The following is a 17114-nucleotide window of genomic DNA, read 5'->3' as shown; positions in this document are numbered from 1 at the left end:
GCCCCTCGGGCGGATTATGACGCCGGTTGCACGTATTTCGCCAGATGTTTCGCCACCTGCGCGGTGGGCAGACCAACCACGTTGGGATAGGAGCCTTCCACGCGGGTAACGAACCGGGAGGCGCGGCCCTGGATGCCGTAGGCCCCGGCCTTGCCCAGGGGCTCGCCCGAGTCCACGTACCAGGCGATCTCTGCCTCCGACATCGGTGCGAACCAAACCACGGTGCGCTCGACGAACGTTTCCTCGCCGCCGACGTGGCGCAGGGTGACCCCGGTGAACACCTCGTGTTCGCGGCCCGACAGCCGCCGCAGCATGCGGGTGGCCTCGGCATGGTCCTCGGGCTTGTTCATGATTTCGCCGTCGCACGCGACCGTCGTGTCGGCGGCCAGCACGACTTCGTCCTCGCTACAGGCCACCTTCCACGCCTTGAGCCGCGCCAGTCGCCGTACGAGCGCCTCGGCCGTCTCGCCATCCAGCGGGGTCTCGTCCACGTCGGCGACACGGACCTCGAAGTGGTAGCCCACGGCGGACAGCAGCGCCGAGCGGCGTGGTGAGGATGAGGCGAGGATGAGCTTCATGCTGGTCACGCCGGCCCGGTGAGGATCACGAAGGCCCTTCCCTTCGTGCCGAGCACTTCGCGTAGCCTCGCCTCGATGACGCGGCGGTGCAGTACCAGCTGGTCGGCAATCCTGGCGTCACGAGCCTCGACGTAGACGATGCCATTGGCGTCGCGCACCGGTCCGCTCAGCCGGGCCATGGCGCCGCCGACGGCGAGATGCCACGCCGCCTCCACCTTGCCCTTGCTGTGGGGTTGGGCGGCGATCAACTGCGTGACCGATCCATTCACCAGCGTCGAGGTCGGGACCACACCGCCAGAGTATCAGCTGGGGAGGTAGGGAGGGCTGTCCCAGCCGTCCATCGCCACGTGCGTCGGAGATGACCTCGGGAAGGATCGGAGATGACATCGGTAAGAGGTCGGAGATGACCTCGGGAGGAGATGGACGCCTCGGAGAGGCGTCCCTACCCAACCGATGGATTAGCGTGCCGGAACGCCAAATCTCATCGGACGTAGCCGTCGGACTTCAGTCCGACGGTCAGCGGCAGGGCACGGGAGGAGAACTCGGTGGTGGATCCTCCGCCTCGCAGACCGCAGGCGTAGGCTATAGGCTGGTCCTCATGAGCCCGCGCGAGTCCGTCATCCTCTCAGCCGTGCGCACGCCGACCGGCAAGTTCCTGGGCGGCCTGAAGGATTTGGCCGCCGCCGACCTCGGTGCGCTGGTGGTGCGCGAGGCGGTGACGCGTGCGTCCCTCGCGCCCGACGACGTCGACGAATGCATCCTCGGCAACGTCGTGTCCGCGGGACAGGGCCAGCATCCGGCGCGGCAGGCGGCGCTGAAGGCCGGACTGCCTGCCGAGGTGCCATCGCTGAACGTGAACATGGTCTGCGGGTCGGGGTTGCGCGCCGTGATGCTCGCGGCGCAGGGCATCGCCGCCGGAGATCGAGACATCGTCGTGGCGGGCGGGATGGAGTCGATGAGTCAGGCGCCGTATCTCTTACCCCGTGCGCGCGAAGGCTTTCGCATGGGCCATGCACAGGTCGTCGACAGCATGATCCAGGACGGCCTGTGGTGTGCGATCGAGCACTGGCACATGGGGATGACCGGCGAGGCGGTGGCCAGCCGCTACGGCGTCTCGCGCGAGGCGCAGGACGCCTACGCCGTCAGGAGCCACCACAAAGCGGCGCAGGCGCAGGCCGACGGCGCCTTTGCTGCCGAACTGCTCCAGGTGACCATTTCCCCGAAGAGGGGCGACCCGATCGTCGTGGCGCAGGACGAGTCAGTGCGCGCTGACACGTCGGTGGAAGCATTGGCGCGATTGAAGCCGGCCTTCGACCCGCAAGGCACCGTGACTGCCGGCAATGCCCCCGGCGTCAACGACGGTGCCGCAGCCCTTGTCGTCGCAGCAGCGGACATCGCCCGCGCGCGTGGCCTCCTGGTCCGAGCGCGCATTGTCGCGCAGGCCACCAGCGGACTCGAGCCGAAGTGGGTGATGATGACGCCCGTTCCCGCCATCCGGACCGTCCTCGCGAAAGCCGGTTGGTCGCTCGGGGATGTCGATCTGTTCGAGATCAACGAGGCATTCGCGGTGCAGGCGATTGCGGTGACCGGCGATCTCGGCATCCCGGAAGAGAAGGTCAACGTGCACGGCGGCGCCGTCGCCCTCGGCCATCCGATCGGCGCGAGCGGCGCGCGCGTGTTGACCACCCTGCTGCACGCGCTCGAGCGCCGGGCAATGCGGCGAGGTGTGGCGGCGCTTTGCCTCGGCGGCGGCAACGGAGTGGCGCTGGCGATAGAACTCACGTAGGTTGCAGCCCGCAGGCGACTGGCTCACGACACGCGCATGATTCAGGCCATCGGTGTAATCGGATCGGGGACGATGGGCAACGGAATTGCCCAGACGTTCGCGCAGCACGGATTCGACGTGCGTCTTGTCGATGTGTCTGCGCCCGCGCTCGACAAGGCGAAGGCCACGATCGACAAGAGCCTCACGAAGTTCGTCGACAAGGGTGCGCTGAGCGCCGCGGACCGCGACGCCACCCTGGCCCGGTTGCACTTCTCCGGATCGATCGATCATCTCGCCGATGTCGATTACATCGTCGAGGCGATTGTCGAACGGCGTGACGCCAAGCGCGACCTGTTTGCGAAGCTCGATGCCCTGGTGCGCCCCGACGTCGTGCTTTCGAGCAACACGTCATCCATCTCGATCACCGACATCGCCGCGGCGACGACGCGCCCCGAGCAGGTGCTGGGGATGCACTTCATGAATCCCGTGCCGCTGATGACCCTGGTGGAGTTGATCCGCGGGCAGTCGACGTCGGACGCGTCGATGGAGCTGGCCGAGTCACTCTGCACCCGTCTCGGCAAGACCGGTGTGCCGGCCAGCGATTACCCCGGATTCATCGCCAACCGGATCCTGATGCCGATGATCAACGAGGCGGTGTTCGCCCTGATGGAAGGCGTCGGGACGGCAGAGGCGATCGATTCGGTGATGAAGCTGGGCATGAACCATCCGATGGGGCCGCTGACGCTGGCTGACTTCATCGGCCTGGACGTATGCGTCGCGATTCTCGACGTGCTGCACGAAGGGCTCGGCGACCCGAAGTATCGTGCGTGTCCCCTGCTCCGGCGGATGGTGGCGGCCGGACACCTGGGCCGGAAATCAGGCCGCGGGTTCTATCGCTACGCGTAGACGGCTTCGCTGACGGCCTTCGGGCTTCGGCCATCGGCCTTGGGCCTTCGCGCCAGCTCCCACGGTGCCTCGTCGAGCGATCCATGGCCGTCAGCGCGAGTTCCTGGTGCCGTCTTGGTCATGGACGCCTCGGCAAGGCGTCCCTACCACCGACATGGGTGTCAGATCGGCAAATGACGTCGCGTCTGGATGGTAGGGACCGCTCTCCGAGCGGTCCATGTCCGCAGCGTCGCCGTGTCCCATCTACATGCGCTTGCCGGCGACGTGCGTGAGGCGCCAGTACGCAAGGAAGGCGAACGGCCCGATGCAGACGATTTCGCGTGCCACCGCGGAGAGGTTGTGGGCGAGGAAACCCTGCACCCAGTAGCGGCGTGAAATCGGCAGGAACAGGTGCAGGTCGGACTGGAAGTAGGCTGGTGTGATTGGCCAGAGGGCCATGATCCCGATCGGGGCCGTCGTGTCGTGGCCCAGCCAGTCGAGCAGGATATGGCTGGCGTAGGCCAGGCTGGCGGCAATGGCCCAGCGCCACGCCCCCGTGACGACGCGAGCGACGAGGAGCACCGCGACGACCGCGCCGAGACTGTGCGTGTACATCGAATGGACGCCGAACAGCAGATCGAAGTCCGGCAAGACCCCCAGCGCTGCCATGGGCAACATGGCAAGCAGGGCGGTGTCGATGGGACGGCGTGCGGCAGGCGGGTCGAGGGAGCGGACGAGGTTTCGCGGACCGGCGGCGAGCACGCCCACCGCCAGGCCGGCCAGTGCGTGCCCCACGGGGCTGGGCATCCGGCGACAGTAGCAATCCTGCCGAGTCGCGGCAACCCGAGGAGCGCATTTCCTGCCACCGGCGTCGTCGATGGCGAAAGTGCCAATGACTCGTAACATGCTGTATCAACGATGTTTATAAGTATCTATTGTCAACACTTTCGCTTGACAGCGGGCTGGCACGTCCTTAGAATACGTGAGGCTCACAGCGATGTGCCTCCCGAGCCCGGGTGGCGTGCCCCTGTCAGCCGTTTTCCCGACCGCAAGGAGTTCGAGTGATGCCCGTTGACGACCTGAAGGAACGTGCCCGCGCCATCGAGATGGCCGTCGGCCAGATCGAGAAGCAGTTCGGCAAGGGCTCCATCATGCGGTTGGGTCAGAAGGACGCCGTCGCGATCCCGAGCATCTCGACTGGCTCCATCAGCCTCGACTATGCGCTCGGAGTCGGCGGCGTGCCGCGTGGCCGCGTGATCGAGGTCTTCGGCCCGGAGTCCTCGGGCAAGACGACACTGGCGCTGCAGGTGATCGCGCAGGCGCAGAAGCTGGGTGGGATGGCGGCGTTCGTGGATGCCGAGCACGCGCTGGACGCCTCGTATGCGCAGAAGCTCGGCGTGAACCTCGAGGACCTGCTGGTGTCGCAGCCTGACAACGGCGAGCAGGCGCTGGAGATCGTCGAAGTGCTGGTGCGTTCGGGCAGCGTGGACGTGATCGTGGTCGACTCGGTGGCCGCCCTGGTTCCGCGGGCCGAGATCGAGGGTGAGATGGGCGACCAGCAGATGGGCCTGCAGGCCCGGCTGATGTCGCAGGCGCTGCGCAAGCTCACGGGCGCGGTTTCGAAGAGCAAGACCTGCCTGATCTTCATCAACCAACTGCGCGAGAAGATCGGCGTGATGTTCGGCAACCCGGAAACGACCACCGGTGGCCGGGCGCTGAAGTTCTACTCGTCGGTGCGTATCGACATCCGCCGCATCGGCGCGATCAAGGACGGCGATCAGGTGACGGGGGGCCGGACGCGCGTCAAGGTCGTGAAGAACAAGGTCGCGCCGCCCTTCCGTGAGGCCGAGTTCGACGTGATGTACGGCGAGGGCATCTCGAAGGAAGGCGACCTGCTCGACCTCGCGGTGGAGCGCAAGATCGTCGACAAGAGCGGCACCTGGTTCTCGTACAGCGGCGAGCGGCTCGGGCAGGGCCGCGAGAACGTCAAGCAGTTCCTGAAAGACAATCCGGCGACGTACCAGGCGATCGACGAGCGCCTGCGCAAGGAGTTGGGGCTGGCCCCGGCCACGGCCGAACCGGTCGCCGGCTAGCGCGCGTCGTACGAGTCTTGCGGGGCCCGTGGTCCCGCACGACGTTGGTAGGGTACGCGGTCCGCGTCTCGCGCGGATCGCGGACCAGCCTCCCCTGCCTCACACAGCTCGAGGAGATGGTCGGCTCAGTGCGAGCCGGCCCTACCAGCCTCTTTCGCCCTGTGCTATGCTTCGCGGGTTGTTCCCGCCCCGCTACTTCGTGCCGAGGTAGCTCAGTTGGTAGAGCATACGACTGAAAATCGTAGTGTCGGCGGTTCAATTCCGCCCCTCGGCACCATCTAAACCATTCTAATTCAACAACTTACGGCCACCGCCCACACCGGTGGCTTCGGGCGTTTCTGGCGAAAGTCCGAATAAAGTCCGAATACGGTCGTCGCTCCAGCCGCGTTCGATGGCGTCGACGGCCGTCGCCACGAGCAACTGATCGGCTTCCAAATACTTCGCCGTCGTCGTGACCGACGTGTGGCCGAGGTAGGTCTGGATCGTCGTCAACGGCACGCCCGCGTCCAGCAGCCGCGACCCGAACTCCCGCCGCAAGTCATGGAAGTGCAGCCCGGCAATGCCGGCAGCCCGGCAGCAGGTCTCCCACGCCGTCTGGACCCGCTCCACCTGCTCGCCGACCTCGTTGCCGAACACGTAGGCGTGGTCGCCGTGCCGCCGCCCGTCTGGGGCCGTCTGGCGCATGTCAAGGATGGCCGCCAGCATGCGCGGCACCGGCAGGATCCGGGTTCGGCTCGTCTTGGTCTTGTCGGCCGTCAGACGCAGCCGGACGGGACGGTCCTGCGCGTCTCGCTCGACCTGATGCCATTGCAGGCTCAGCAATTCGCCGATGCGGGCGCCCGTCTGCAGGCCGGCGAGGATGACCGACTTCAGGTGTGGCCCGGCGTGCATCATGAGTCCGTCTTCCTCGCCTGCTCGGAGCCGCCGAGACCTCGCCGTCTCCTTCGCCAGCTTCACGACGGCGATCCCGCCCTTCCGGAAGGGATGGTGCTCGATTTCCTGGTAGCGGGCGATCGCCCACGAGAAGAGGTGTCGTAGCCGGGCCAACAGGCGGTTGAGGCCGACTTCCCCACCCTTCCCGCGCGTCCGCAGTCGGGATCGCCGACGCAGGTCGGTCGGCACGTCCTTCCCGGCGCCCGTGAGCCGGACCACTTCGGTGTAGGCGGCATCCGCTGCGGCCAGCTCGAGGCGGCGGGCGTGTCGTAGCGCCTCGATCGTGGCTGGCGTGACGTCACGCATCCGCAGATCGACAAACGGCACCTGGCGCCCACGCGCATCGGGCACCGAGAGGCGCGCGACCATGTCGAGGTGCCCTTCCATTGACACGCGGGCATGCTGGCGACGCGTGGGCACCCGAACGAACCGTTCGCGGTACGCCTCGATCACCGCACCGACCGTCGTCGCGGTGGCCGCCGAACGCTTTCGGATCTGCCCGTCGCGGAGTTCGGTCCGCACCTTGTCCACCAGCTTGAGGGCCTGTGTCTTCGGCATGACACTGCCCTTCGGCCAGCCAACATATTTGTGCAGGCTCACGAAGTGCTCACGGCCGTCGGTGTGGAAGCGCACGATCCACGGGTGAGCGCACTTGGTCCACTGCGTCTGCTTGCACTCGCACCGCTTCGTCAGGCCATTGTGAGTGACTTTCGGCATCGCCGTTCCCTTCGTTGACCGTAGCCGCGGTCAGCGGTCCAACACCTCGCGCCGCACACACGGCTGCCCCTGCGCCACGTCCACGACGTACTGCACCGCGTCCACGCCATCGGCCAGGGCGCGCCGTACGAGATGGTGCCGCGCTTCCTCGTACTGGTCGGGCGGGCAGACGATCGCGGGGCCGCTGCCGTCCTCGCGCTGAACAACCTCACGCCAGTCCGGCGGGTGACGGGCCGAAATGCACGGTCCAGGCGCTCATGGTCTGAAGCTCGGCGGAAACGTCTGTCTGGAGGCCTGCCATGCCGAGAAGTCATTCGAGAACGTGCCGTCGGGCCACATGACGTAGATCGGCTTATGAAAGTCCAGCGCGACGCTGATGGCCGCCACCATGTCCGAGTCATACTGCCCGCCGCGTCTAATTCGCGAGGCGACAAACAACACGTCCGTCTGGCGAGCGATCGCGCGATTCCTCTCGTCCACGAAGCACTCGGGCCGCACATTAGTGCAGACCAAGCCATCGGCCCGATCCTCGGGCCGGCCGTCACGATGCACGCCTGGGTGCCCAAAGGTAGGCAACCCCAGCGCGGTCACGGCGGCATGAAACTCGGCGTCGGCTCCTGCCGCCATGCCGTGGTGCGCCCTCGCGAGGCCCGGGGTCCACGCGCCGTAAGTGTCCAGCAAGTCGTCCAACCGGAGCCGCTGCCCGGGCGTCATGCCGGGACCCGCGTTCGGCAGACCGTAGCCGCTCGAAAATAGCAGGCACAGCACATCGGCGAATCGCCACCTCTGCTCGCCCCTATCCCGGATACTAGCGCGGGTGCTTATGAAGCCCACCGCCCTGCCGGTCATCGGATACTCCGGCCGGAGACACGCCCGTTCACGCCATCGGCCAGCGCTCGCCGCACGTGCTGATGACGCGCTTCCTCGTCCGCCAGCGCCTGGCCGGCCTGCGGCGTGCGGGCCACTTCCGTCCGCCTGACGTCGCCGTCCACCTCGGACACGATCTCGACGCCGAGCATGTGCGCCTGTGCGTCGCACGTCGCCGTGCGGCCGTCCTTGTGCAACGTCCAGAGACGCACCCGGGACGGCGCGGCGACGGGATCGGGTGCGTCAGGGTCGAGAGGCATGTCGGTAGAGTCGTGAGCGGTCACGCGTCCCCGCTGACGGACCGGCGAGACGCGGGAAACGGGACGACGCTAGCGCCACGGCGGGCCATTTTCTATTTCAGGTGCTCGTGCATGTATCGGGTGCTTCGATCTTCTGACGTTGCTGCTGTGCCTATCGCTTCTTGCCGGCGACCTTCCTGGCTGGTGACCGCGGTAGTCCGCCTCCCTCGACCTGCGCCAGCCACAGTTCAATCCCGCGTCGAAGCTGCTCGCTGAACGGCGTTCCGAACGCCTGGCGCACGGCATCCAGCCGCGCGTACAGGTCGACCTCCGCGCGGAAGGTCAGCGTAACCGTCTTGGGTGCCATGTCGGTAATGTAATACATCACAGCTACAGACGCAAGTGGGGACGGCGTCCGCGCGAATCGCGTTCCTGTACGCACGTTTTTCCACAAGCGGCGTCCACAAGTTAAGTCATTGCAAAAGCAGGGGTTAGGGGTCGCCTTCACAGCTTCAACCGACCTTTGATCTCTGGTATTCTGAATTGTGCACATCGAAAACATTTCCGCGGTAGTCCTACCAGACGTCTTCACCGAGCGTCTGCGGGTCGCGGTACGCACGTCCCGTTTCCGTGCCTACACGCTCGCGCACCTCGCTGGCGTCCACCACAGCACGCTCAGCGCGTGGATCAACGGCATCCGTCGTATCCCCCTGGACGATCCGCGGGTGGCACGACTCTGCGTGCATCTCGCCGTGTCGCTTAGCGAGTCCCCGTCAACGTATTCGTCGAGACGGAATGCGAGCCGCGGAGTGGCATAGAGACGCGGAGAAGTGGCCCTGTCGGCCTGTGCGGGCTTCCGCGTTGGACCAGAGTGGACCAGAGTGGCCTAATGTGAACTAATCCTTACGCTTTGGCCTTGACAAAGCGATCCCGGCCCCACAGTGTGAGTGGAGCGCCGGCCATAACAGACGCCCACGCCGGCGATTGGCAAGGCGAGTGGCGGCAGCGGTATCACAGATCAACCTCCAGTCCCTGACACTGTCAGTAGGCCACTCCCGCACCGCGTCTCGGTGCATCGCATTGCAGGACGTGACACTGATGACTGACTCATTGACGCGCGATTTACCCAACCCGTGCACACCACGCGAACTCGCGCGGGCGCTGCGGATTCACCGGGCCGTTATCTATCGCGCGATTCACGCCGGTGCGTTGCCGGCGGTCCGCTTCAGCGCGCGTGGTGACTGTCGGCTGCCAGTTGACGGCATCGAGCGTTGGCTACAGGGACAGGTGGTATGCGCGAATCCGTAATGGCGCCTGTCGTGACCGATCCGTGGCTGACGGTGCAGCAGGCTGCCGCAATCGCGCAGTGCGATCCCGCGACCGTGCGCCGCGGCATCCGGTCTGGTCGCTTGCGGGCCATCCGCCTCCAGGGCGGAAGGCACTTCAGGATGCGGCAGTCGTCGGTGGATGCGTGGCTGGAATCGTTCGCCGCCGTCGGCTGAGCGAGACGTTCACAGGGGAGATAACAGTTGCGGCGCGTTGGGGTGGGGACCCAAACGCGCCGCGATCACCGCAAGGCGCCATGGAGTGCGCTAGCGATGCAAGATTCAACCAGTAGTGTATCCCATATCGAGGCCGCAGACCGGGCCGTGGATCTCCTCGCCAGTCTCGCCGGCCGGTATCGCCTCGTCGGTGCCGCATGTCCCCGCGAAGTAGGGCATCGGGCCCGCGTGCTCGAACTGGCCGCTGTACGTGCGCAACTCGCCCTCGGCGATGTGCTTGATGATCTCGCTCGACGACCGGAGCAGGCCGCCTCGTGAATCCCTCCCCTGCTGAACTCGATCTCGTCCACCATGAAGCGCGCGAGGCATGGAGGGCCGGACTCTCGCCGCTGCCGTGCAACCACGAGAAGCGTCCCGTTGAAGCGTGGGCCGCGTACCAGCGCGCCCGGCCGAACGCGCAGGCTGTGCGCAGCTACTACCCCGGCGCCGCGTCCCTCGGCATTGTCACGGGACCCAAACCCGACGACCCGGATCCGCGCGTCGCGGCGCTCCCTGGCGTCGAGGCGATGGACTTCGACGACGAAGCCACGTACCTGCAAGCCAAAGAGCATGCGGACGCCGCTCGGATCCACGACGTCGTGACGCGGATCGAGAACGGCTATTGCGATCGGACCCCTCGGGGCGGCCGTCGCTGGCTGTATCGCTGCACCGATGTGACGGGCAGCCAGAAGATTGCGCACCGTCCCGCCACCGCCCACGAGGTGACGACGCTGATCGAGACACGCGGCACAGGCGGCTATGCCGTCGTGGCGCCCACCCTCAGCAGCGTGCATCCCTCAGGGAAGCCCTACGTACGCCTGTCCGGTGGCTTTGCGACCATCGTGGAGATCACTCCGGCCGAACGGCGCGCACTTCTGGACTATCTCCGGTCGTACGACGAGATGCCCGCCAAGGTGCCGACGTCAGCCGCGCCGCGTGGCGCAACGCGCGCCGCAGGACAGGACGTGCGCCCCGGCGATGACTACAACGCTAGACAGTCGTGGCACGACGTCCTTGACCGGTACGGCTGGCAGGCGCTCTACACGCGCCGCGATGGCGTGACGGCATGGCTGCGGCCCGGCAAGACCACGGCCGGCCTGTCGGCTACGACCGGCTATGGCGGCTCGGACGTGATGAAGGTGTTCACCAGTTCCAGCCTGCTCGATTCCGGCCGCAGCTCGTACGACAAGTTCGGCGTGTACGCGGCCTACGAGCATGGCGGCGACCACAAGGCCGCCGCCAAGGCGCTCTGGGCGCAAGGGTACGGCACACCCGCGTCGCAGCCGGTGCCGGTGCGGCTGGAGCGAACGGGTGAGCCGACTGCGACCGACGCCGAGCCGACCACCGACGCCGCCCGGAATACCGAGCTGCGTCTCGCCGAGCAGTTCGCCGCCGCGCACGACGGGCAGATCAAGTACGACATCCAGGCGAAGACGTTCTACAGCTTCACCGGCCACCGGTGGGTCAAGGACGTCGATCACCGCACCGACCGGGCTCTGGCCGCGTACGTCCGTCACCTACAGCATGACGCGCTCGATATCGACGACAAGGATGCACGCGCGAACCGGTTGAAGTTCCTGTGGCGGTGCGAGTCCAACCGCGGTTTGCAGGCGGTGTTGTCGTTGATCAAATCGCGCGCCGCGATCGCCACGTCCGGATCCGAGTGGGACACCAACCCGCTCGTCCTGTGCACGCCGTCGGGCGTCGTAGATCTGCGGACCGGTGCGCTCCGGCCCGGCCAGCCCGCCGACATGATCACGCTGTCCACGCGCATCCCGTTCGATCCCGATGCGCCAATGGATCGGTTCGAAACGTTCCTTAACACGACCTTCGCCGAATGCCCTGGCAAACTCACCGTCGAGGAGAGTCTCGAGCTGCTCGAGTTCCTATGGCTGTTCCTCGGACTGTGCCTGACCGGGCTGACCACCGAGCAGGTGTGGTTGCTGTGTGTGGGTGGCGGCGCCAACGGCAAGAGCACCTTGCTCGACCTCCTGCTGTACGTCCTCGGCGAGTACGGGGCCACCGCCAACGCGGATTCGTTTGTCGGCGATGCGGACAAGCGGGGCGAGGATCTTGCCGTCCTTCGCGGGAAGCGGGTCGTCGCCGTCTCGGAGTTCTCGAACTCACGACAGATGGATGCGGTCCGCCTCAAGAACCTGACCGGCGACGAGCCGATCAAGTGCCGGCTGCTGCATCAGAATTTCATGGAGTTCTACCCGCAGTTCAAGTTGCTCTTCGCGTGCAACGAATTGCCCAACGTCAACGACACCTCGAAGGGCTTCTGGCGACGCGTCCGCACCGTGCCATTCCCGCACAGCTTCCCGGTCAATGCGTCGTACAAGGACGGGCTCAAGGCGCAGGCCCCGGGCATCCTGGCGTGGCTGGTGTCCGGCTGCGTCGCGTACTTCCAGCGGCAGGGCCTGCCTGAGCCGCGCATCGTCCAGCGGACCACAGCGCAGTGGCGGGACGACTCGGACATCCTCGGCCAGTTCCTCAACGCGCGCACCGTCAAGGACGCAGCGGCGTACGAAACCAGTGCCGCCCTGTACGGCGCGTTCGAGGCGTGGTGCGACAGCGAAGGCATCCGCGGCCGCGATCGGTGGGGTGCCAAGCGGTTCGGCGCGGAAATTCAGAAGCATGCGACCCCGTCCCGGACCTCCATCCGGCGGGGCTTCACGGGCCTGCGTCTGGCCGCCGGTCCCGTCTCGATCATGACGGATGACGCATCGGGCCCTGTTTTTGAAAAGGTCTCACGTACCAAACCGCTATACAGCTCTCTTCGGGATGACGCGTCACTATCCGTCATTGAGTCAGAGGAGGTTGCGTGAAGACGCCTTTGTTGAGCCCCACGCACTCAACCCCATGGCAATCACGTCAGGTTCGTACGACCGCGATCGTCGTTACCCGCGATTGGTGGCCGACAAGACCAGCCGTCTTAGTGGTGCCGTATGAATCAGGCCGAAATTAACGAGATATCGCCGATTATGGCGGCGCAGTCCGAACCGCAGTCCGAACCGGCGATGGAATTGGTACGGCCGAACGAGGAAAGCCCGACGGCTGGACGTGATCGCCATGGCCGCTTTCAGCCAGGGAACGGCGTGGGCCAGAGGTTCGGCGAGGGCAACACAGCCCGGCAAACCCATGGTGGACGGTCCCGCGCCATGCAGGCGGGGCTACTCCCGGGCCAGCAGGCAGTCGCCGGGCTGATTCAGGAGCAGGCTGCGGCCATCGTCGCCGACCTTGGTGGTGAGGCCCAGGTGAGCGTCACCAAGGCCGGACTGATTCGCGATTGGGTCCGCCTCGGTCTGTACGCTGCCGGCCTCGAGCAGCACCTCGAAGGCGGATTGCTGTCGTCGAAAGGCCGATGCCGTGCAGCCGCGACCCTGTGGCTTCAGGTCATCGATCGCCGCCACCGCGTGGCCGGCCAGATCGGTCTGAGCCGCGTGCCCAAGTCGGTCGACACCATCGACTCCGTGATCGCGAGCATCACTGCCCGCAAACAGGAGCCGACACGATGAACGCGTCCAGCCGCATCGTCACCGACACCGACTTGTACGCCATCGCCAACACCATAGCCGGACTGCCGGCGGCTGGCCCGCTGTCCGGTGACGACCATCAGGCGGCGATCGACGGCATGGCCAACGCGCTCGACCCGTGGGTGCGCATCACGCGTCGGCGCGGCTGTCACGACGTCGGGCTGGTGCGCGTCCCGCTGACGGATGCGGGACTGGCGCTGGTCCACGACGGTGCCAACACGATCGTCACGTTGTCGCAATACGACGCCATCACGCAGGTCGATGGCACGGTGTTGCGCGTCCCGCCCACAGAAGGACCGACGTCGTGATCGCCAAACCCGAGACTGCCCTGACCGACGTGCTCGAGGAAGCCGAGCGCTACGCGCGCACGCCCGCGCCCTCCGAGCCGTTCTCCGCGCTTGTGTGCGAAGTGATGGTGCCCTGCCTACTGGCACAGCGCGATCGCCTCGCTCGTGCGCTCCTAGCTGCCTTCCCGACGTTCGTCGCGCCGCGTCACCAGCGCCCACCCACCCGACAGGAGATCGATTAAATGGCTACCCACCTTCGCGGCCTCGCTGACGCCGCTCTCAAGGACGGGCGCGCACTCGCCCTCATTGCGTACCACGCCGGTCTCGACGAGACCACCGTGTGGACCTACGCCCTCTGTCAGCGTCGCGGCCCATCCCGCCGTGCCGCCGAGGCCCTCGCGGCCACGCTCGACGTCGACGTGGATTCCCTCATCGCGCCTGGACCTGCGGTCCGTAGCTACGGCGCGTTCACGCCGGCCGAGCGGGCCGCCCTCCAGTACGGCAAGGGCAACATCCCGCCCGAAGCTTTGAAGTCCACCACGACCCGACGGTAGGCCGGTGACGAAGCACGAACGCCCCGACCGCGAGACACCTGCCCCACCTCCGACGTGGCCGCTCCTCGTGCATGACGAGCACGGCGAACTACTTGAGGAGTTGTGGCCAACGCCATCGGCAGCGACACCACGCGGTGTCGTACGAGACACACCAACACTTGAACCATTCGCAGGAGCCCTGACCCATGAGCCTAATGCAGGCCGTTGATACGATTCCCGTCGTCGCCGCAGTTCCTACGCCCGCCGCGCCAGTCCCGTCCACGCTGTCGTCGAGCGACCTGTTGAAGGCGGCTACGCCGGCCGAGGACGTCGACACCGAGTACGCCGTACGCGTCTTCGGCGACACGTCGGCCGTGACCATGGCGAAGACTATCGCCCCGCTCGGCCCGCGCTTCGATGCCCTGGTCGACGTGCTCGAATCGCTGCCACTCGCGTTCACCGGCCAGGACCCGGTCACGCGCCAGCAGCGGATCGCGGCGGCGCGCGCGGAGTACATGCGGACACTGCCCCGCAACAAGGCGATGTCGGTCGACGAGGTCGACGGCGAGGTCGCACGGCGTATCGACCGCGCCTGGCAGGACCAGCAGCGTGCGGTTGCCGAGGCTGTCGTGGGCTCGCTGCAGGAAGCGCATACGGCCATCGCCGAGGCCCACGCGCGCGCCGTACAGACCAGCCGCAGCGTACCGGACGCCTACGCCATCAACGCGGTACCGGCTCTCACCGCCGACGAGCAGCGCGCGCTGGATCCGAAGTCATTACTGCACTCGACGGACCAGCTCGTAGGCCGTCAGCTTGTCGAACTGCGTGCGCTGCGTCAGGACATGACGGCGATCCGTTCCTCGATTGACGAGCAGACGGCGGCCACCGAGATTCCCCGCGACACGTCGGTCGCGCTGCTCCTGCGGTACGCGGAATCGGGCACGTCGGGAGCATTGAAGCGTCGGGCTGATTTCTTGCTCGACCTCGTACTCGACGGGTCGCTGCCGACGCCGCTGCCGGCGGATGTGTTGCCGTCCGCATTGCGCCAGCGGGTCGACGACATCCGAACCGCGCGCGTGCCGGCGTCCATCCGTCAAGCGCATGCCGCCGAACGGGCGCTGATCGATGTCATGCATGCGCAGGTTGCGAAAGCGACCGTCTTGTTGCAGAACGCCATGAAGCACGGCTTCGCGCCGTCGGGTGTGTTCGGGCTGGAGAGCGCACAGCGGGATGCGGATCAGCGCGCGCGTCTCCGCACGGCGACGTCGAAGGCCTGGGCGCCAGTCCTGAAGAAGGCGAAGACCTAGTCATGGCGAAGCGACGCAGCGGTCCGACGATGGTGCAGAAAGCAATCGCAGAAGCGGTCGAAGACGCGATTGTGCGGCGGCTGTCGCGGTCGCAGAAGACGTCGGTGGTGGCCTAGCGTGGTCAACGCATCCACCACCGTGACGGCGCTGGACGTGATGCGGGCTGAGGAACTCCTCGGTCCGCACCTCGGCGGCGAGTCCTTCCGCAGTTGGCACACCTTCGTTGCGGCGGTGCACGGCCTGCCGACCCCGTACGCGGACTCGCTCGAGGTGTTTCAAGCGTGCACGGGGCGGCAGACCTGGCCCACCGCAGCGGCCCCCGAGGTGCTCGGCGTGATGGGCCGCCGGTCAGGGAAGACGTTCGCGACGGCGGCGATTGCGATCGATCGCTGCGTCTTCAAGCAGTACCACCTCCCCGCCGGTACGGACCCGGTCTTCATGTGCATCGCGGCTGACCGTCGCCAGGCAAGGGTGCTGTTGCGGTATGTGCGCGGACTACTGCGCGCCGTCCCAGTGCTCGCGGCGACCATCGTCAGCGAGACCAAGGAGTCCATAACGTTCTCGTCGGGCGTCCGGCTGGAGGTGCACGCCAACAATTTCCGATCCATCCGCGGCTTCACCTGCGTAGGCGCGTGCGTCGATGAACTGGCCTTTTTCAGATCGGACGATTCTGCGAACCCGGATCACGAGATTCTATCGGCGCTCAGGCCCGCGATGGCCACAGTCCCCGATGCGATGCTCGTCCTTTTGTCGAGCCCGTACGCGAAGCGCGGGGAGGTCTACCGGCTGTTCGATAAGTACTACGGCAAGGCGGACGCCCCGTGCCTTGTGTGGCGCAGCCCCACGCGCTTAATGAACCCCACCGTGAGTGAACGCACGATCTCGATGGCGATGCACCGGGACGAGGCGTCGGCCCGCAGCGAATACCTCGGCGAGTTCCGCTCCGACCTCGAGGGCTACGTCTCGCGTGAGATCGTCGAGGCGTGCACCTATGACGTGACCGTCCGTCCGTACGACAGCCGGCACGCCTATCGCGCCTTCGTTGACCCGGCCGGCGGCTCTGGCCAGGACTCGATGACACTGGCGATCGCCCACACCGAGCGGGTGCGTGACGTGAGTACGCATGTCACTGACTTGCTGGTAGAGATTCGACCTCCGTTTAGTCCCGAGGAGGCGGTCGACCGATTCGTGCGGCATCTGCGCGAGTACCGCATCACGACGGTGTTCGGCGACCGGTTTGCCGGCGAGTGGGCGCGCCAGCCGTTTGATCGGCGCGGGATTCGTTACCGCATCGCCGAGCAGAACCGCTCCGAGTTGTACCTGGGATTGCTGCCGGTCCTGACCTCTGGACGGGTGCGCTTGCTCCGCGACGAGCGGTTGGCGCTCCAGCTCACGGCCTTGGAACGCCGCACCAGTGCGGTCGGCCGCGACACCATCAACCACCCGCCCGGTGGGCATGATGACTTGGCCAATGTCGTTGCGGGCGTCGTGTGCGGGCTCGAGCAGCACCGTGGCGGCCCGGTCTGTGCGTTCGTTCGGGTGGACGCACTGATGGACTGGGTATGACCCTTCAGGAACTCCGGGCCTGGCCCTTGCGGGTCTGAGCCCGTTTCTTCACCGCGGTGCCTCTGCACGGCCGAAGGCATGCCCGGAATCCTCCGGCGGGACCTACGACACCCGGCCGCGGTGAACCTCGTTTTGGTGGTGCAAGTCAATCCGCGTCGAGCAGACGACCTGCGCCATTCACGTGCCGCTTCATGAAGCCGATTAGGTATGCGGGGTACATCTAAGCGTGCCCTGTCAGTGATGTGACAGCCCGTGTTGGTACCTCCC

General features: G+C 66.4%; 21 protein-coding genes and 1 tRNA gene. 14 read left to right on the top strand and 8 right to left on the bottom strand.

The window, feature by feature from the left end; translation table 11 throughout:
- Positions 1-14: 14 nt before the first annotated feature.
- Positions 15-578 carry a Maf family protein gene (locus LuPra_RS16885; RefSeq protein WP_110174737.1) on the bottom strand — a complete coding sequence of 188 codons (564 nt, stop codon included), beginning with the start codon at positions 576-578 and terminating at the stop codon, positions 15-17.
- Positions 579-583: 5 nt separating this feature from the next.
- Positions 584-868: a DciA family protein gene (locus LuPra_RS16880; RefSeq protein ID WP_110171824.1), complete on the bottom strand. Its 285-nt coding sequence runs from the start codon at positions 866-868 to the stop codon at positions 584-586.
- Positions 869-1176: 308 nt separating this feature from the next.
- Between LuPra_RS16880 and LuPra_RS16875 the strand changes: the two genes are divergently transcribed.
- Both LuPra_RS16875 and LuPra_RS16870 read left to right on the top strand, forming a co-directional pair.
- Entirely contained in the window at positions 1177-2364 is a 1188-nt protein-coding gene (locus tag LuPra_RS16875) for an acetyl-CoA C-acetyltransferase (RefSeq protein ID WP_110171823.1), read from the top strand.
- Positions 2365-2400: 36 nt separating this feature from the next.
- The gene (locus LuPra_RS16870) at positions 2401-3249 is read left to right on the top strand and encodes a 3-hydroxybutyryl-CoA dehydrogenase (RefSeq protein WP_110171822.1); all 849 of its coding nucleotides are present in this window, start codon (positions 2401-2403) and stop codon (positions 3247-3249) included.
- Here the strand turns inward: LuPra_RS16870 and LuPra_RS33940 are convergent.
- Together LuPra_RS33940 and LuPra_RS16865 are read right to left on the bottom strand one after the other, a co-directional pair.
- Positions 3240-3371 (bottom strand): hypothetical protein, encoded by a 132-nt coding sequence (locus LuPra_RS33940; RefSeq protein WP_257724462.1) that lies wholly within the window; start codon positions 3369-3371, stop codon positions 3240-3242. The genes LuPra_RS16870 and LuPra_RS33940 overlap by 10 nt on opposite strands.
- Before the next feature lie 121 nt (positions 3372-3492).
- On the bottom strand, positions 3493-4035 hold the full coding sequence (locus LuPra_RS16865) for a metal-dependent hydrolase (RefSeq protein WP_157899305.1): 543 nt from the start codon (positions 4033-4035) through the stop codon (positions 3493-3495).
- A gap of 257 nt (positions 4036-4292) precedes the next feature.
- On the opposite strand from LuPra_RS16865, the gene recA reads away from it, so the two are divergent.
- Both recA and LuPra_RS16855 read left to right on the top strand, forming a co-directional pair.
- Positions 4293-5321: a recombinase RecA gene (gene recA, locus LuPra_RS16860; protein WP_110171820.1), complete on the top strand. Its 1029-nt coding sequence runs from the start codon at positions 4293-4295 to the stop codon at positions 5319-5321.
- Between the two features lie 201 nt (positions 5322-5522).
- Positions 5523-5598, top strand: a tRNA-Phe gene (locus LuPra_RS16855).
- Between the two features lie 11 nt (positions 5599-5609).
- Here the strand turns inward: LuPra_RS16855 and LuPra_RS16850 are convergent.
- From LuPra_RS16850 to LuPra_RS16835, 4 genes are all read right to left on the bottom strand, one after another.
- On the bottom strand, positions 5610-6971 hold the full coding sequence (locus tag LuPra_RS16850) for a tyrosine-type recombinase/integrase (RefSeq protein WP_110171819.1): 1362 nt from the start codon (positions 6969-6971) through the stop codon (positions 5610-5612).
- 255 nt (positions 6972-7226) lie between these two features.
- Positions 7227-7820, bottom strand: coding sequence for a hypothetical protein (locus LuPra_RS16845; protein ID WP_110171818.1), 594 nt, complete (start codon positions 7818-7820; stop codon positions 7227-7229).
- A complete protein-coding gene (locus tag LuPra_RS16840; protein WP_110171817.1) occupies positions 7817-8098 on the bottom strand; it encodes a hypothetical protein in 282 nt (93 codons plus the stop codon). The genes LuPra_RS16845 and LuPra_RS16840 overlap by 4 nt, the downstream gene beginning before the upstream one ends.
- Positions 8099-8249: 151 nt before the next feature.
- Complete coding sequence (locus LuPra_RS16835; RefSeq protein ID WP_157899304.1) at positions 8250-8444, bottom strand: hypothetical protein; 195 nt, start codon at positions 8442-8444, stop codon at positions 8250-8252.
- Positions 8445-9175: 731 nt separating this feature from the next.
- Here LuPra_RS16835 and LuPra_RS16830 point away from each other — a divergent pair.
- The 10 genes from LuPra_RS16830 to LuPra_RS16790 all read left to right on the top strand — a co-directional run bounded on the left by LuPra_RS16830 (position 9176) and on the right by LuPra_RS16790 (position 16847).
- Entirely contained in the window at positions 9176-9385 is a 210-nt protein-coding gene (locus LuPra_RS16830) for a helix-turn-helix domain-containing protein (protein ID WP_110171815.1), read from the top strand.
- Positions 9370-9579, top strand: coding sequence for a helix-turn-helix domain-containing protein (locus LuPra_RS16825; RefSeq protein ID WP_234800435.1), 210 nt, complete (start codon positions 9370-9372; stop codon positions 9577-9579). Before LuPra_RS16830 ends, LuPra_RS16825 begins: the two co-directional genes overlap by 16 nt.
- Positions 9580-9726: 147 nt before the next feature.
- Positions 9727-9897 (top strand): hypothetical protein, encoded by a 171-nt coding sequence (locus LuPra_RS32000; RefSeq protein WP_157899303.1) that lies wholly within the window; start codon positions 9727-9729, stop codon positions 9895-9897.
- On the top strand, positions 9894-12446 hold the full coding sequence (locus LuPra_RS16820) for a phage/plasmid primase, P4 family (protein ID WP_110171814.1): 2553 nt from the start codon (positions 9894-9896) through the stop codon (positions 12444-12446). Before LuPra_RS32000 ends, LuPra_RS16820 begins: the two co-directional genes overlap by 4 nt.
- Before the next feature lie 120 nt (positions 12447-12566).
- Complete coding sequence (locus LuPra_RS16815) at positions 12567-13136, top strand: hypothetical protein (protein WP_157899302.1); 570 nt, start codon at positions 12567-12569, stop codon at positions 13134-13136.
- Positions 13133-13462, top strand: coding sequence for a hypothetical protein (locus LuPra_RS16810; protein ID WP_110171812.1), 330 nt, complete (start codon positions 13133-13135; stop codon positions 13460-13462). Before LuPra_RS16815 ends, LuPra_RS16810 begins: the two co-directional genes overlap by 4 nt.
- The gene (locus LuPra_RS16805; RefSeq protein ID WP_110171811.1) at positions 13459-13683 is read left to right on the top strand and encodes a hypothetical protein; all 225 of its coding nucleotides are present in this window, start codon (positions 13459-13461) and stop codon (positions 13681-13683) included. The genes LuPra_RS16810 and LuPra_RS16805 overlap by 4 nt, the downstream gene beginning before the upstream one ends.
- Positions 13684-13995, top strand: a complete 312-nt coding sequence (locus LuPra_RS16800) for a hypothetical protein (RefSeq protein ID WP_110171810.1) — start codon at positions 13684-13686, stop codon at positions 13993-13995.
- Positions 13996-14180: 185 nt separating this feature from the next.
- Positions 14181-15281, top strand: coding sequence for a hypothetical protein (locus LuPra_RS16795; protein WP_157899301.1), 1101 nt, complete (start codon positions 14181-14183; stop codon positions 15279-15281).
- 117 nt (positions 15282-15398) lie between these two features.
- Positions 15399-16847, top strand: coding sequence for a terminase large subunit domain-containing protein (locus LuPra_RS16790; RefSeq protein WP_110171808.1), 1449 nt, complete (start codon positions 15399-15401; stop codon positions 16845-16847).
- Positions 16848-17114 lie beyond the last annotated feature (267 nt).

The organism is Luteitalea pratensis, from assembly GCF_001618865.1.
GTDB classification, from domain to species: Bacteria; Acidobacteriota; Vicinamibacteria; order Vicinamibacterales; family Vicinamibacteraceae; genus Luteitalea; species Luteitalea pratensis.
This window is presented reverse-complemented; position numbering and strand designations above follow the sequence as displayed.

Bases quoted from the DNA above. Each gene is read 5' to 3' on its own strand.
- LuPra_RS16885 (WP_110174737.1), bottom strand. From the start codon at position 578: ATGAAGCTCATCCTCGCCTCATCCTCACCACGCCGCTCGGCGCTGCTG.
- LuPra_RS16875 (WP_110171823.1), top strand. From the start codon at position 1,177: ATGAGCCCGCGCGAGTCCGTCATCCTCTCAGCCGTGCGCACGCCGACC.
- LuPra_RS16870 (WP_110171822.1), top strand. From the start codon at position 2,401: ATGATTCAGGCCATCGGTGTAATCGGATCGGGGACGATGGGCAACGGA.
- LuPra_RS33940 (WP_257724462.1), bottom strand. From the start codon at position 3,371: ATGACCAAGACGGCACCAGGAACTCGCGCTGACGGCCATGGATCGCTC.
- LuPra_RS16865 (WP_157899305.1), bottom strand. From the start codon at position 4,035: ATGCCCAGCCCCGTGGGGCACGCACTGGCCGGCCTGGCGGTGGGCGTG.
- recA (WP_110171820.1), top strand. From the start codon at position 4,293: ATGCCCGTTGACGACCTGAAGGAACGTGCCCGCGCCATCGAGATGGCC.
- LuPra_RS16850 (WP_110171819.1), bottom strand. From the start codon at position 6,971: ATGCCGAAAGTCACTCACAATGGCCTGACGAAGCGGTGCGAGTGCAAG.
- LuPra_RS16845 (WP_110171818.1), bottom strand. From the start codon at position 7,820: ATGACCGGCAGGGCGGTGGGCTTCATAAGCACCCGCGCTAGTATCCGG.
- LuPra_RS16840 (WP_110171817.1), bottom strand. From the start codon at position 8,098: ATGCCTCTCGACCCTGACGCACCCGATCCCGTCGCCGCGCCGTCCCGG.
- LuPra_RS16835 (WP_157899304.1), bottom strand. From the start codon at position 8,444: ATGGCACCCAAGACGGTTACGCTGACCTTCCGCGCGGAGGTCGACCTG.
- LuPra_RS16830 (WP_110171815.1), top strand. From the start codon at position 9,176: ATGACTGACTCATTGACGCGCGATTTACCCAACCCGTGCACACCACGC.
- LuPra_RS16825 (WP_234800435.1), top strand. From the start codon at position 9,370: ATGCGCGAATCCGTAATGGCGCCTGTCGTGACCGATCCGTGGCTGACG.
- LuPra_RS16815 (WP_157899302.1), top strand. From the start codon at position 12,567: ATGAATCAGGCCGAAATTAACGAGATATCGCCGATTATGGCGGCGCAG.
- LuPra_RS16810 (WP_110171812.1), top strand. From the start codon at position 13,133: ATGAACGCGTCCAGCCGCATCGTCACCGACACCGACTTGTACGCCATC.
- LuPra_RS16800 (WP_110171810.1), top strand. From the start codon at position 13,684: ATGGCTACCCACCTTCGCGGCCTCGCTGACGCCGCTCTCAAGGACGGG.
- LuPra_RS16795 (WP_157899301.1), top strand. From the start codon at position 14,181: ATGAGCCTAATGCAGGCCGTTGATACGATTCCCGTCGTCGCCGCAGTT.